12 protein-coding genes are annotated in these 13,783 nt (G+C 65.7%); 9 read left to right on the top strand and 3 right to left on the bottom strand.

From position 1 onward, the window contains the following. Positions 1–40: 40 nt before the first annotated feature. From tsaB to ACY34H_RS10510, 4 genes are read left to right on the top strand one after another with little or no spacing between them, the layout of a single operon-like run. Positions 41–808, top strand: a complete 768-nt coding sequence (gene tsaB, locus ACY34H_RS10525) for a tRNA (adenosine(37)-N6)-threonylcarbamoyltransferase complex dimerization subunit type 1 TsaB (protein WP_464977440.1) — start codon at positions 41–43, stop codon at positions 806–808. After that, the gene (rimI, locus tag ACY34H_RS10520; RefSeq protein WP_464977439.1) at positions 805–1,281 is read left to right on the top strand and encodes a ribosomal protein S18-alanine N-acetyltransferase; all 477 of its coding nucleotides are present in this window, start codon (positions 805–807) and stop codon (positions 1,279–1,281) included. Before tsaB ends, rimI begins: the two co-directional genes overlap by 4 nt. Next, positions 1,278–2,357, top strand: coding sequence for a uracil-DNA glycosylase (locus ACY34H_RS10515; RefSeq protein WP_464977438.1), 1,080 nt, complete (start codon positions 1,278–1,280; stop codon positions 2,355–2,357). The genes rimI and ACY34H_RS10515 overlap by 4 nt, the downstream gene beginning before the upstream one ends. Then, positions 2,341–3,414 (top strand): DUF1853 family protein, encoded by a 1,074-nt coding sequence (locus tag ACY34H_RS10510; RefSeq protein ID WP_464977437.1) that lies wholly within the window; start codon positions 2,341–2,343, stop codon positions 3,412–3,414. Before ACY34H_RS10515 ends, ACY34H_RS10510 begins: the two co-directional genes overlap by 17 nt. A gap of 51 nt (positions 3,415–3,465) precedes the next feature. Here ACY34H_RS10510 and lplT read toward each other — a convergent pair whose 3' ends face one another. Further along, complete coding sequence (gene lplT / locus ACY34H_RS10505; RefSeq protein ID WP_464977436.1) at positions 3,466–4,713, bottom strand: lysophospholipid transporter LplT; 1,248 nt, start codon at positions 4,711–4,713, stop codon at positions 3,466–3,468. 223 nt (positions 4,714–4,936) lie between these two features. Between lplT and alr the strand changes: the two genes are divergently transcribed. From alr to fliD, 4 genes are all read left to right on the top strand, one after another. After that, positions 4,937–6,022, top strand: coding sequence for an alanine racemase (alr, locus tag ACY34H_RS10500; protein ID WP_464977435.1), 1,086 nt, complete (start codon positions 4,937–4,939; stop codon positions 6,020–6,022). Further along, positions 6,022–7,395 carry a DNA repair protein RadA gene (gene radA, locus ACY34H_RS10495; RefSeq protein ID WP_137311886.1) on the top strand — a complete coding sequence of 458 codons (1,374 nt, stop codon included), beginning with the start codon at positions 6,022–6,024 and terminating at the stop codon, positions 7,393–7,395. The genes alr and radA overlap by 1 nt, the downstream gene beginning before the upstream one ends. 105 nt (positions 7,396–7,500) lie before the next feature. After that, complete coding sequence (locus ACY34H_RS10490; protein WP_464977434.1) at positions 7,501–7,821, top strand: PilZ domain-containing protein; 321 nt, start codon at positions 7,501–7,503, stop codon at positions 7,819–7,821. A 99-nt stretch (positions 7,822–7,920) separates the two neighbouring features. After that, a complete protein-coding gene (gene fliD, locus ACY34H_RS10485; RefSeq protein ID WP_464977433.1) occupies positions 7,921–9,336 on the top strand; it encodes a flagellar filament capping protein FliD in 1,416 nt (471 codons plus the stop codon). A gap of 447 nt (positions 9,337–9,783) precedes the next feature. On the opposite strand, the gene sixA is transcribed toward fliD, so the two are convergent. Together sixA and ppk1 are read right to left on the bottom strand one after the other, a co-directional pair. After that, on the bottom strand, positions 9,784–10,251 hold the full coding sequence (gene sixA / locus ACY34H_RS10480; protein ID WP_464977432.1) for a phosphohistidine phosphatase SixA: 468 nt from the start codon (positions 10,249–10,251) through the stop codon (positions 9,784–9,786). A gap of 74 nt (positions 10,252–10,325) precedes the next feature. Next, on the bottom strand, positions 10,326–12,416 hold the full coding sequence (gene ppk1 / locus ACY34H_RS10475) for a polyphosphate kinase 1 (protein WP_464977431.1): 2,091 nt from the start codon (positions 12,414–12,416) through the stop codon (positions 10,326–10,328). Positions 12,417–12,729: 313 nt separating this feature from the next. On the opposite strand from ppk1, the gene pstS reads away from it, so the two are divergent. Continuing rightward, a complete protein-coding gene (gene pstS / locus ACY34H_RS10470; RefSeq protein WP_464977430.1) occupies positions 12,730–13,773 on the top strand; it encodes a phosphate ABC transporter substrate-binding protein PstS in 1,044 nt (347 codons plus the stop codon). Positions 13,774–13,783 lie beyond the last annotated feature (10 nt).

The raw sequence follows: 13,783 nt of genomic DNA, 5'->3' as shown, positions 1-13,783 counted from the left end.
TGGCTGGGCCGGGGCCGTCGCGCAAGGTAAAATACGGCTTATGTCTACGTCTTCCCCCACCATCCTTGCCCTTGAAACATCCTCTGAACTGGCCTCCTGCGCGCTGCTGCACGGTGGCCGCCTGAGCTCGCGCAGCGCCGATGGCGTGCGCACGCACTCGGCCTCGCTGTTGCCGATGGTGCAGGAATTGCTGGCCGAGGCAGGCCTTGCACTGGCCGATTGCGACGCGATCGCCTATGGGGCCGGGCCCGGGTCGTTTACCGGCGTGCGCACCGCCTGCGGCATCGCCCAGGGGCTGGGTTTCGGCGCCGGCCTGCCGCTGGTGCCGGTGGTGACGCTCGACGCCATGGCGCTGGCCTGCCGCGAGCGGCATGGCGCCGCCGATGTGCTGGCCGTGCTCGATGCGCGCATGAACGAGGTGTACTGGGCGCAGTACCGTTTTGACAGCGATGCGGACGATGCCGCCACCGGGGCGCCGGCGCACTTGCCGATACCGGTGCTGCCGGCGGCGCTGTCGGCGCCGGCCGGCGTGGCCCCGCTGGGCGCGCCGCTGGCCTGCGGCAACGGCTTCAAGGCCTACCCGGAAGCCTTCGCGGACCGGCCGTTCGCCGCCGGCGCCGATACGGCCGTGCTGCCGCATGCCGAACAGGTGGCCCGCCTGGGCGCGGCGGCATTCACGGCCGGGCAGGGCGTGCCGGCCGCCGCGGCGCAGCCGCTCTACCTGCGCAACAAGGTGGCGTACACGAAGGCCGAGCGGACCGCGATGAACGAGGCGCCGGCCGCGCAGCAGTCCGGAGGCAAGGCATGACGCAGCGGCCCACCTGGGACCTGGCGCGCCTGGTCTACGAGCCGATGCAGCAGGGCGACCTGGACGAAGTGGTGGCCGTCGAGCATGACGTGTACCCGCATCCGTGGACGCGTACCAATTTCTCCGATTCGCTGAAGAACGGCTATCACGGCTGGGTGCTGCGCGATCCGTTGCGCGAGCTGATCGGCTACTTCCTCGTGATGGCCGTCGTCGACGAGGCACACCTGCTGAACGTGGCGGTGGCGGCGCGCTGGCAAGGGAAGGGCCTCGGGCGCTTGCTGCTGAACCAGTCCGCGGCCTGCGCGCGCGGCCTCGGCATGGAATCGATGCTGCTGGAAGTACGGCCCTCGAACGTGCGCGCGCTCGACATCTACCGCCGCTACGGCTTCACCGAGATCGGCCGCCGCAAGGGGTATTATCCGGCCGCCGACGGCAAGCGCGAGGATGCCATCGTGATGCGGATTGCCTTATGACTGACCGTATCATGCGCCTGACGCAGCGCAGCAGCGCAGTCCTGCAGGAGATGGGGCTCGGCCCGCGCTGGCTGTTGCGCGGCCGTGCCGGCCACGAAGAGCAGTCCGGGACGGCTGCCGGCGCAGCACCTGCAGCCGTCATGCAGGCGGCGGCCGAACCTGCCGTGCCTGAACCGGCCGTACCGGCTCCGCCGCCGCCTGTCCGCGCTGGCGCTGCCGCAGCGGCCCCAGCTCCAGCGGCACCAGCTCCAGCTTCGGTCCCAGCCCCAGCCCCAGCCCCAGCCCCGGTTGCGGCCCCATCCCCGGCTGCTTCGGCCGAGGATACCGCCTGGTTCGACGATGCCCCGGCACCGCCGCCAAAACCGCCCACGCTGAAACAGGCGGCACCGCCGCGTGCCAAAGCCGAGGCGGCGCAAGCCGCGGAAGACACATCGTGGTTCGACGCCGTGCCGGCCGCGCCGGTGCAGCGCACGCCCGAACGCGGCGCCGCCACCGACGCGGAGATCGCGGCGATGGACTGGCCGGAACTGCAGGCCGCCGTGCGCAGCTGCACGCGCTGCAGGCTGTGCGAAACGCGCCGCGCCGCCGTGCCGGGCAGCGGCGACGAGCATGCGCGCTGGCTCGTGCTCGGCCTCGCGCCTTCGCCCGCCGACGAAAAGGCCGAACAGCCTTTCGCCGGGCCGCCCGGCCAGCTGCTGCAGAACATGCTGCGCGCGGTGGACCTGTCGACGGAGCGGGGCGCGTATGTCACCACGCTGGTGAAATGCCGGCCGGCGGCGGACGACGGCGCCGACCGCCTGCCCGCTGCCGACGAACTGGCGGCATGCCGGCCCTATCTGCAGCGCGAACTGGCGCTGACGGGGGCCGCCCTGGGCTTGACCCTCGGGGGTGTCAGCGCCAAGGGCCTGCTCGGCATGGCGGCACGCGGCAAGGTTCTGCGCTTCGATCACCCGGGTGGCGAACTGCCCGTCGTTGCCACGTTCCATCCGGCCGACCTGCTGAAAAAGCCGGAGGACAAGGCCAGGGCCTGGGCCGACCTGTGCCTGGCGCGCTCCGCCCATGCCGGCCGGCGCTGATACCGGCATCGATGCCACGTTCCAGACGCGCTTCGAGCGACGCTGGCGGCACCTGACGCGCCCGCACGTGCGGGCGCTGGCGTGGCTGCTCGACGCACCCGGACTGCTCGACGCGGACACGCCTTGCTGGCAGGGCCGCATCGCGTCGACGGAGCCGGTCGCGCCGGATGTCGCCGCATGGCTGGCGGCACTCGAGGCCGACCCGGCACCGCTCGATGCCGCGCTGGGCGGCCGCTTCTATTCGCGCCTCGGCCTGTATGCCGAAAAGCTGATGGCCTTTTACTTTGCCCAACGGGGCCTGCTTGCCGCGCACGGCTTGCAGGTGCGTGCCGCGCACCGGGGCAACAAGGGTGGCCAGGAGACCGTGGGCGAATTCGACTTCCTGCTCGACGAGCCGGATGGCGGCCTGCGCCACATCGAATTCGCCACCAAGTTCTACCTGCTGGACAGCGGCGCCGCCACCAGCGATTACGATTTGCTGGTGGGGCCGAACCTGGGCGACACGCTGGGCCGCAAGATGCGCAAGATCTTCGAGCAGCAGCTGGCGCTGGCGGAACATCCGGCCGCGCTCGATGTGCTGCCGCGACCGGTGACCGCGGCGCAGGCGCTCGTCAAGGGCTGGCTGTTTTATCCGGCCGCCGAAGTGGCCGATCCGGTGGCCGATCCGGTGACCGCCGAGGCGGACGCTGACGTGGAAAATCCAGTGCCGGTCATCCCCGGCGTCACGCCGGATCACTGCCGGGGGCGGTGGCTCACGCTGGCCGGCTTCGCCGGTGAAGCGGCGGGAACGGGCGAGCGCTTCGTGGTCATGCCGCGCCTGCAGTGGCTGGCACCGTTGAAGGTGCCGGCCGACGCCGGGCCGCAGCCGTCGGGCCGTGCCGGCCTTGCGGCCGTGCTGGCGGAGAAGTTCGCGGCCGATCCGTCACCGGTGATGGTGGCTTCGGTGCGCGAAGAAGACGGCTGGCTGCTGGAGCAGGCGCGCGCCTTCATCGTGCGCGACGACTGGCCGGCGCGGGCGGCGCTCAGGAGAGTGACCGGGGAAAAGCCGGCGGCGTAGACAGCGCCGGACGCCTGTTCCGCCAGGCGGAACAGGTGCCGATAGCGGTTTCTAGTGCTTGTGCTCGCCGATCAGCGCCAGCGAATCGTGCTCGCGCTGGTTGGCCATGTGCAGCCGCTTGATGGCGATCATCGTGCCGGACAGGAACAGGCCGAACAGCACGATGATCGTGTTCAGGGCCAGGTCCATGCGCAGCATCAGCGAATACATGGCCAGCATCGTCAGGATCGACAGGTTCTCGTTGAAGTTCTGCACGGCGATCGAGTGGCCAGCGCTCATCAGGACATGGCCGCGGTGCTGCAGCAGGGCGTTCATCGGCACCACGAAGAAACCGGCCAGCGCGCCGATCACGATCAGCATCGGGTAGGCGATCATCGGGGTGTGGATGAAGGCCATCGTCATCACCATGAAGCCCATCGCGATGCCGAGCGGGATCACGGAAAGCGACTTGCGCAGCGTGATCATCCTGGCCGACATGATGGCGCCCACGGTCACGCCCAGGCCCACCAGGCCCACCATGGTGGTGGCCTTTTCATAGCTCATGCCCATGGCCTGCTTGGCCCATTCCAGCACGATGAACTGCAGGGTGGCGCCGGTGCCCCAGAACAGCGTGGTGACGGCCAGCGAGATCTGGCCCAGCTTGTCGCGCCACAGGATCATGCAGCAATTGGCGAAGTCCTCGATCAGGCGCACCGGATTGCGCTCCTGGTGCGGATACACGCAGCCGGTCAGCGGAATGCGCAGGTTGAACAGCGCGGCGCAGATATACAGTACGCCGACGATCATCAGTGCGCCGTAGGCGGGATTGTCGATGCCGATATTCCAGCCCAGCATGATCGTTTCGGCGCGGTCGCTGACCAGGGCGCCGCCCATCACGGTGCCGAGAATGATCGAGGAAATGGTCAGGCCTTCGATCCAGCCGTTCGCGGCCACCAGTTTTTCCGGTGGCAGCAGTTCGGTCAGGATGCCGTACTTGGCCGGCGAATAGATGGCCGCGCCGATGCCCACGATCGCATAGGCGGCAAGCGGATGCACTTCATAGAACAGCAATGCGCAACCGAAGATCTTGACCAGGTTCGCGATGAACATGACGCGGCCCTTGGGCAGCGCGTCGGCAAAGGCCCCCACGAATGCGGCCAGCAGCACATAGAACAGCACGAAGAGGAATTTCAGCAGCGGCGTGATCCATGCCGGCGACTTCATCGTGATCAGCAGGTCGATCGCGACGAACAGCAATGCATTGTCCGCCAGCGACGAAAAGAACTGCGCCGCCATGATGGTGTAGAAACCACGATTCATTGTGGAAGGGCCTTAAAACCGATATCGGCTTGCTTTATACCATGAAAGATATGCTTTCCAAAGAAAACGGCTGGGCAATCTGAATGGTCGTTCGATTGACCGGAAGCCGTGCAGGCGCCGGCCTTCGCGGCTGCCGCACACGCTCCCTTAAGCTCCGCCTAAGGGAGCGTGTGCGGTAAAATGCCCGCTTCACATTTCAGGCGTATTTTCGTCCGCTCCCGCCATGCCCAGGCCGATCGTTGCCACCATCCACGTCGCTGCAATGCAGCATAACCTGGCCCGCGCGCGCGCCTGCGCGCCGGGCGCGAAGGCCTGGGCCGTGGTCAAGGCCAATGCCTATGGCCATGGCCTGCAGCGCGCGCTGCGCGGCTTTGCCGATGCCGACGGCCTGGCGCTGATCGAATTCGACAATGCGGTGCGCCTGCGCGAGATGGGCTGGAGCAAGCCGATCCTGCTGCTGGAAGGCTGGTTCGACGCGGCCGACCTGCATGCGATGGCGCAGCACGGCCTGGACGGCACGGCCCATTGCCTGGAGCAGATCGCGCTGCTGGAGCGCACGCCGCTGGCCCGGCCGGTCGACGTGCACCTGAAAATGAATACGGGCATGAACCGTCTCGGCTTCCAGCCCGCCGAGTACGCCGCCGCTCATGCGCGGCTGCGCGCCATCCCGCATGTAGGACGGATCACCCTGATGACGCATTTCGCCAATGCCGACGAGGCGGCGCACGAGTGCCTGCCGATCCGCGAGCAGATCCGCCGCTTCGATGCCGGCGCGGCGGGGCTGGATGCGCCGCGCAGCCTGGCCAATTCGGCCGGCGTGCTGCGCATGCAGGAACTGGGCGCGGAACTGGTCAGCGACTGGATCCGTCCCGGCATCATGCTGTATGGCGGCACGCCGGGCGGCGGCAGCGCCGCGGACTTCGGGCTGCGGCCGGCGATGACGCTGGAAAGTGAACTGATCGGCATCCAGCAGATCGAAGCCGGCGATTTCGTCGGCTACGGCAGCCGCTTCGAAGCCGACCGCGCGATGCGCATCGGCACGGTGGCGTGCGGTTATGCCGATGGCTACCCGCGCCACGCGCCGACCGGCACGCCGGTGGTGGTGGATGGCTGTCGCACCCGCACCGTGGGCCGCGTATCGATGGACATGATGGCGGTGGACCTGACCGGCATCGATGCGCGCGTGGGCAGCCGGGTGGTGCTGTGGGGCGAAGACCTGCCGATCGACGACGTGGCCGCGGCCGCCGACACGATCGGCTATGAACTGATGTGCGCGGTGGCGCAGCGCGTGCAGGTGAGGGAAGACTGATGGCCAAGGCGAAGACGCAGTACGTGTGCAGCGAATGCGGCGGCACCAGCAGCAAGTGGACCGGCCAGTGCCCGGCCTGCCGGCAGTGGAACACGATGGTGGAATCGGTGATCGAGACGGGCGGCGTGAACCGCATGTCGCAGTCGCACCAGGCACTGGCGCAGACCGCGCCGGTACTGTCGCTGAGCGAGATCGAGGCGCTCGACGTGCCGCGCTTCGGCACCGGCATCGAGGAATTCGACCGCGTGCTGGGCGGCGGCCTGGTGGCCGGCGGCGTGGTGCTGATCGGCGGCGATCCCGGCATCGGCAAGTCGACATTGCTGCTGCAGGCACTGGCCAACCTGTCGCTGTTGAAGAGCGTGCTGTATGTATCGGGCGAGGAATCCGGCGCGCAGATCGCCTTGCGCGCCAAGCGGCTGGCGATCGACGCGAAGGACTTCAAGCTGCAGGCCGAGATCCAGCTGGAAAAGATCCTGCAGACGCTGGACACCGTCAAGCCGCAGGTGGCCGTGATCGACTCGATCCAGACGCTGTATTCGGACGCGCTCACGTCCGCCCCCGGATCGGTGGCGCAGGTGCGCGAATGCGCGGCGCAGCTGACGCGGGTGGCCAAGCAGACCGGCGTGACGATCATCCTTGTGGGGCACGTGACCAAGGAAGGCGCGCTGGCCGGGCCGCGCGTGCTCGAACACATCGTCGATTCGGTGCTGTACTTCGAAGGCGACACGCATTCCAGCTTCCGCCTGGTGCGGGCGATCAAGAATCGCTTCGGCGCCGTCAACGAGCTGGGCGTATTCGCGATGACGGAAAAGGGCCTGAAAGGCGTATCGAATCCCTCCGCTCTGTTCCTGTCGCAGCACGACAACCAGGTGCCCGGTTCGTGCGTGATGGTGACGCAGGAAGGCACGCGCCCGCTGCTGGTGGAAATCCAGGCGCTGGTCGATGCCAGCCACTTGCCCAATGCACGCCGCCTGTCCGTGGGCCTGGAACAGAACCGCCTGGCCATGCTGCTGGCGGTGCTGCACCGGCATGCCGGCATCGCCGCCTTCGACCAGGACGTGTTCATCAATGCAGTGGGCGGCGTCAAGATCACCGAACCGGCGGCCGACCTGGCCGTGCTGCTGGCGATTAATTCGTCGATGCGCAACAAGCCGCTGCCGCGTGGCTTTGTGGTGTTCGGCGAAGTGGGCCTGGCCGGCGAGATCCGGCCGGCGCCGCGCGGCCAGGAGCGGCTGCGCGAAGCGGCCAAGCTGGGCTTCTCGATCGCCATGATCCCCAAGGCCAACGCGCCGAAGCAGCCGATCGAAGGCATGACCATCATCGGCGTGGACCGCATCGACGATGCCTTCACGCGCCTGCGCGAATTGCAGTGACGCTGGCCCGGGCTGCGCGGTGACAGCCCTGCAAGATTGGTCTTTGCACAGTAAAATAGACGGCCGGCCTTGCCGGCCGTCGTCATTGTCAACGAGGATTCATAAGTGTTAGTCGATCAAAGGCAGGGGGCGCGCAAGATCTTGCGCGTGAGAGCAATGGTGGTCATCGATGGCGCCGCGCCGGCGCCGGCGCGTACCTTCGATCTCGGCCTGGCCGGCATGTCCGTCACGAGCGGCACGAAAGTCGAGCCGGGCCAGGCGGGGCAGGTAGTCTTCGAGATGCTCGTCGATGGCAAGCCGCAGATCATCACCTGCCGCGCCAAGGTCAGTCACTGCATTTTCTCCGGCGACGAATTCAAGGTGGGCTTCGTGTTCCTGCCGCTGAACGCCGAAGCCACGGCCGCGATCACCAAGTTCATGCGCTGATGGCTTAACCGGAAGACAACGGGGCATGTCCCGTTCTGTTCGCCGCTTTTGATTCCTCGCGCCGATGGGATCATAATAGTCCGACATCGGAGGTCACCCATGGTTACAAACGCCAGCGCCATCCTTGCCGCGCAATACGGAACCAATCCGTTCACCACGCTGTACGGCATCAGTTCGCCCGGCACCGTCACCGGCCTGCAGACCAGCGGCGCCACGCTGTCGCCCACCGTGGCGGCGCGCGTCCAGCAGGCGCTGGCGGGCCAGCGCGGCAATATCGACCTGCTCAATGCCAGCCTGGCGAGCACGCAAACCCGCCTGTCCGGGCTGGGCCAGCTGCAGAGCGCCCTCGATGTGTTCGAGACGCTGGCCGAAAGCCTGGCCGGCGCCGGGCTGTCGACTTCCGCTTCGACGTCCGTCAGCGGCGTGCTGACCGCCACCACGAATGCCGCCGCGAAGCCGGGCAGCTATGAAGTCGATGTGCGCCAGCTGGCCCAGGGCCAGGTGCTCAACAGCGGCGTGCAGGCGACGGCGGGCGCCACGGTCGGCAGCGGCACGGCGGCCAGCGTCAAGCTCGAGTGGGGCAGCGTGGGCAAGGATGGCTTCCAGGCCACGGCCGGCAGCGCGCGTACCGTCACGATCGACAGCAGCAACAATACGCTCGAAGGCATCGCCGCCGCATTGAAGGATGCCGGCGTGAACGCCACCGTGGTGCGCTCCGGTGGCGGCTACGCGCTGCAGGTCAACGGCAAGGAGGGCGCCACGCAGACGCTGTCGATCAGCGTCACCGGCGATGCGGCGTTGAAGGCGGCGATCGGCTTCGATCCCGAGAAGCCGGGCGCCGGCGGCATGACGCAGGCGCAGGCCGCGCAGGATGCGCTCGTGACCGTGGCCGGCAATGAAATCCGCAGCAGCACCAATACGCTCGCCGATGCGATCGAGGGCGTGACGCTGACGCTGACCGGCAAGGGCCAGACCAGGCTGGCGATCAGCCAGGACAGCAGCCAGATCGCCAGGAACGTGGCCGCCTTCGTGCAAGGCTATAACACGCTGTCCGACTCGCTGGGGGTATTGCAGGACGGCGCGCTGCGCGGCGATAACGCCCTGTCGCGCGTCTCCGCGCAACTGACAGGGCTGATGCGGATCGGCGGCGCCGGTTCCGCGTCCCGTGCCCTGGCGGACGCCGGGCTGTCGCTCGATGCCGGCGGCAAGCTGGTGCTGGACGAGGTGAAGCTGAAAGCGGCGATCGCCGACGATCCCGAAGCCATCGCCCGGCTGTTCACCAACGAAGGCGGCGGCCTCGCCGACCGCATCGACCAGCGGCTGGGCACGCTGACGGCCGAGAGCGGCCTGATCCGTCGCGCCCAGGACCGCACCACGCGCGACCTCGACGTGCTGAACGACCGGCGCGACCGGATGGCGCAGTCGCTGACCGCGCAGGCGCAGGCGCTGGCGCAGCTCTATACGATGCAGGAGCAGATGGGCGGGACAGGAACGCTGCTGGATTTGCTGGGCTAAAAACTGGGGACGTACCCCTGTTTCCGGGAAACAGAGCTCGATCCAGCGCTCAAGCCAGCTCGCCAGTCTCCGGTAAGTTGCCTGAAAACCAGGGTACGTCCCCAGTTTTTCTGACCGTATTGCGGAAATGACAAAGGCCCCGGCCGCAGACCGTATCGCTACGGGCTGCCACGGGGCCTTGCTTGCTTGAAAAGCAGCGTACGCTATTCGTCGTGATAGCGGTCAGTCAGTTTGCCGTTGCCACCACGGCTTTCCGAAATGATTTCATAGGCGATCAGCCCCATGGTGGCCAGAAAGATGCCGATCGTCAGCAGTGTGGGCATGATAAATCAGCCACCCTTTCAGACGGCTGCTCCCTTGTTGAACTACTACCTCTATAAGATACCCGGGTCCTACACTTAAAATGTAGCAGACGATTCGTGCTTTACAAGGCGCCTTTCGGTGGCTTTATTTGACCGCCAGGTCGGCACCCATCACCGCCTTCAGGTACAGGCTGGCAGGATCTTCCGGGTCGCGTTGCACGAACCACCAGGCCGCCGCTTTCTTCATTTCGAACTCCAGCGGTTCGCCTGTCAGCAGCAGCGCGGCGACCTGGCCCAGCGTCGGCTGGTGGCCGACGATCACCACGGTTTCCTTTGCCGCCGGCCAGTTGGCCGCCTGCAGGATCGCTTCCGGCGCCGCACCGGGCACCAGTTCGGCGTTGGTCTTGTATTTGCGGCCCAGGCCTTCGGCGGTCTGCACCGTTCGCACGGCCGGGCTGGCCAGGATGCGGCAATTCTCCGGCAACTGCGAATCGAGCCATTTGCCCATGCGCCGGGCCTGCTTCACGCCCTTCGGCGTCAGTGCGCGCTCCAGGTCGGGCAAGCCTTCATGGCCCGGTTCGGCCTCGGCGTGACGCCACAAGATCAGATCCATCGGTTCTCCGTCCTCTCTGCCAGCTGTCCGGCGCGTATATATACGTGTATTCGTCGATACGTGTTCGGCCACCGTCACTCGGCGGAGGTGCCGAGGGTTTTCATCAGGTATTGCTGGGCGCCGAACGGGGCCTGCTTGCCGCGCGGCTTGCGGCGCTGGTAGTGGCCGTCCGGTTCCAGTTCCCAGGCGTTGGTATTATCCTTCAGGTAAGGATTCAGGCCTTCCGCCATCACGCGCCGCTTCAGCGCGCGGTCGAGCACGGGGAATGCCACTTCGATGCGGCGGAACAGGTTGCGGCTCATCCAGTCGGCACTGGCAAGATAAACGTCGTGCGCAAGGTCGTTGCGGAAGTAGTAGATGCGGCTGTGCTCGAGGAAGCGGCCGATGATCGAGCGTACCTTGATGTTCTCCGACAGTCCGGGCACGCCCGGGCGCAAGGTGCAGGCACCGCGCACGATCAGGTCGATCTTCACGCCATCCTGCGAGGCCGCGTACAGCGCGCGAATCACCGACTCGTCCACCATCGCGTTGACTTTCACGATGATGCGGCCCGGCTTGCCGGACTTGGCGATCTTGGCTTCGTTGCGGATCGCCTTGATGATTTCGCTCTGCAGCGCGAACGGCGCCAGCCATATATGGTGCAGTTTGTGGGGCTTGGCCAGGCTGGTCAGGTGCATGAACACTTCGTTCACGTCGCGGCCCAGGTTCGGTTCGCAGGTGAGCACGCCGAAGTCGGTGTAGAACTTTGTGGTGGTCGGGTGATAGTTGCCGGTGCCCAGGTGGGCGTAGTAGCGCAGCTCGGCATTGTCGGCCGTGCCTTCGCGGCGGATCACCAGGGCGATCTTGGCGTGCGTCTTCAGGCCGACGACGCCATACACGACCTGGGCCCCGGCCTGTTCCAGTTTATCCGCCCAGTTGATATTGGCTTCCTCGTCGAAGCGCGCCATCAGTTCCACGATGACCGTTACTTCCTTGCCGAGCCGGGCAGCCAGGATCAGCGCTTCCATCAGGTCGGAATTCATGCCGGTCCGGTACACGGTCTGCTTGATCGCCACCACGCAGGGATCGGTCGCGGCCTGCCGGATGAAATCGATCACGGTCTGGAACGACTGGAACGGATGGTGCAGCAGGATATCCTGCTTGCGCAGCGAGGCGAAGATGTCGCCGCCAGTCGGATGTACGCCCGGCACGAATGGCGTGAAGCGCAGTTCGGGCATCTTCGTGTGCTCGATCATCTCGTTCAGGCGCACCATGTTGACCGGGCCGTCCACCTGGTACAGGCGCGAGCGGTCCAGGTCGAACTGGTCCAGCAGGAACTGGGAAAGTTCCGGCGGGCAGTTCTTGGCCACCTCGAGGCGCACCGAGCGGCCGAACTGGCGGCCCTGCAGCTCGCCCTTCAGCGCCTGGCGCAGGTTCTTCACCTCGTCCTCGTCCACCCAGAGGTCGGAATCGCGGGTCACGCGGAACTGCGAATAGGCCATGACTTCGCGTCCGGCGAACAGCTCGGAAATATGCGCGTGGATGATCGATGACAGCAGGCAATAGCAGGTACCCGGCTTGTCCGACAGTTCGTCCGGCAGCTTGATCACGCGCGGCAGCACGCGCGGCGCCTTGATGATGGCGATCGCCGTGCCGCGGCCGAAGGCATCCTTGCCGGACAGCGCGACGATGAAATTGAGGCTCTTGTTGACGACCTGGGGGAACGGGTGGGCCGGATCGAGGCCGATCGGCGTCAGCAGCGGGCGCACTTCGCGCTCGAAATAGTCCTTGATCCAGGCGCGCTGGGCTTCGGTGCGCTCGGTATTGCGCAGCAGGTGCACGCCGTGCTCTTTCAGCAGCGGCAGGATCTGGCTGTTGAGGATGTCATATTGCCGCGCCACCAGCGCGTGGCACTCGGCCGATACGCGGTTCAGGTTGGCGGTGAGGGCAGGGTGTTCGGACAACTTGCCGTCGACGGTGGCGGCGGCCAGCAGGCTGGCGACGCGCACTTCGAAGAACTCGTCGAGGTTGCTGGAAGTAATGCACAGGTAACGCAGCCGCTCCAGCACGGGAATCGATGCATCCTCGGCCTGCGCCATCACGCGGCGGTTGAAAGCAAGTTGAGAAAGTTCACGGTCCAGGAACTGGCTGTGACGCGTCACTTCCGCGCGGATCTCGGGTTTCATGGTTTTATCGATTTTTCTATTCATTATTGCAAGATTTTAGCGCTCCCCATGGCGACGCTGGCGCTTGTGAACAGTGTAGATAGGAAATATGACAGCAACATGACATGGAAAAGTACCTTGCAGAGAATTATGACAAAGCATTATTTCCTGTATTTTCAATGACTTGCGAGGTTTATGACAAGGCGTCCGGCGGCTTGTGACAAGGTTTGCAAGCGAATATTTCAACCTCCGTCAAATATGTCATAAAGCCGTCATATTCGATCACTACACTGCGCAGCATTCAACACCCCAACCCCGAAAGAGGAACTTTGATATGCGTATGAAACAGTTGATGGCCTCCCTCATCGTAGGCGCTTCCGCAGCAGTGGCCTTCACTACCGCCGCCGCAGCGGACATGACCGGCGCTGGTGCTACCTTCCCGTATCCGATCTATGCCAAGTGGGCCGAGCAGTACAAGGCATCCACCGGCAACGGCCTGAACTACGCTTCCGTCGGTTCCGGTGCAGGTATCAAGCAAATCAAGGCAAAGACGGTCGATTTCGGCGCGTCGGACATGCCGCTGAAGGCGGAAGACCTGAACGAATCCGGCCTGATGCAGTTCCCCGCCATCATGGGCGGCGTGGTCACCGTGGTGAACCTGCCCGGCATCACCCCGGGCCAGCTGAAGCTGACCGGCCAGGTCGTCGGCGACATCTTCCTGGGCAAGATCACCAAGTGGAACGATCCTGCGATCGCCACGCTGAACGCCGGCGTCAAGCTGCCGGCCGAAGACATCACCGTGGTGCACCGCGCCGACAGCTCGGGTACCTCGTTCCTGTTCACGGACTTCCTGTCGAAGACGAACGAAGAGTTCAAGACCAAGGTCGGTGCCAACAGCGCCGTGAAATGGCCGACCGGCGTGGGTGGCAAGGGTAACGAAGGCGTGGCCGCCAACGTGCAGCGTATCAAGGGCGCGATCGGCTACGTGGAGTGGGCCTACGCGAAGAAAAGCAAGATGCAGCACACCCAGCTGCGCAACAAGGACGGCGTGTTCCTGCAGCCGGACGACGAGGCTTTCAAGGCCGCCGCAGCCAATGCCGAATGGACCAAGACCCCGGGCTTCGGCGTGGTGCTGACCGACCAGGCCGGCAAGCAGTCGTGGCCGATCACCGGCGTGTCGTTCATCCTGATGTACAAGCAGCAGGCTGACGCGGCCAAGGGCAAGGAAGTCATCAAGTTCTTCGACTGGGCCTTCGCCAACGGCGGCAAGGCTGCCACCGAACTGGACTACGTGCCGCTGCCGGAATCGGTGGTCAAGCAAGTCCAGGCCGCCTGGAAACAGAACCTGAAGGACGCTTCCGGCAAGGCGCTGTACTGATAGAACGATC

The organism is Pseudoduganella sp. jia 9 (genome assembly GCF_055502615.1).
The sequence above is the reverse complement of the archived record's forward strand: the minus strand, read 5'-3'. Positions and strand labels throughout refer to the sequence as shown.

What these genes read in the sequence shown, in the direction of transcription:
- tsaB (WP_464977440.1), top strand. Translation starts at nt 41, where the DNA reads ATGTCTACGTCTTCCCCCACCATCCTTGCCCTTGAAACATCCTCTGAA.
- rimI (WP_464977439.1), top strand. Translation starts at nt 805, where the DNA reads ATGACGCAGCGGCCCACCTGGGACCTGGCGCGCCTGGTCTACGAGCCG.
- ACY34H_RS10515 (WP_464977438.1), top strand. Translation starts at nt 1,278, where the DNA reads ATGACTGACCGTATCATGCGCCTGACGCAGCGCAGCAGCGCAGTCCTG.
- ACY34H_RS10510 (WP_464977437.1), top strand. Translation starts at nt 2,341, where the DNA reads ATGCCGGCCGGCGCTGATACCGGCATCGATGCCACGTTCCAGACGCGC.
- lplT (WP_464977436.1), bottom strand. Translation starts at nt 4,713, where the DNA reads ATGAATCGTGGTTTCTACACCATCATGGCGGCGCAGTTCTTTTCGTCG.
- alr (WP_464977435.1), top strand. Translation starts at nt 4,937, where the DNA reads ATGCCCAGGCCGATCGTTGCCACCATCCACGTCGCTGCAATGCAGCAT.
- radA (WP_137311886.1), top strand. Translation starts at nt 6,022, where the DNA reads ATGGCCAAGGCGAAGACGCAGTACGTGTGCAGCGAATGCGGCGGCACC.
- fliD (WP_464977433.1), top strand. Translation starts at nt 7,921, where the DNA reads ATGGTTACAAACGCCAGCGCCATCCTTGCCGCGCAATACGGAACCAAT.
- sixA (WP_464977432.1), bottom strand. Translation starts at nt 10,251, where the DNA reads ATGGATCTGATCTTGTGGCGTCACGCCGAGGCCGAACCGGGCCATGAA.
- ppk1 (WP_464977431.1), bottom strand. Translation starts at nt 12,416, where the DNA reads ATGAAACCCGAGATCCGCGCGGAAGTGACGCGTCACAGCCAGTTCCTG.
- pstS (WP_464977430.1), top strand. Translation starts at nt 12,730, where the DNA reads ATGCGTATGAAACAGTTGATGGCCTCCCTCATCGTAGGCGCTTCCGCA.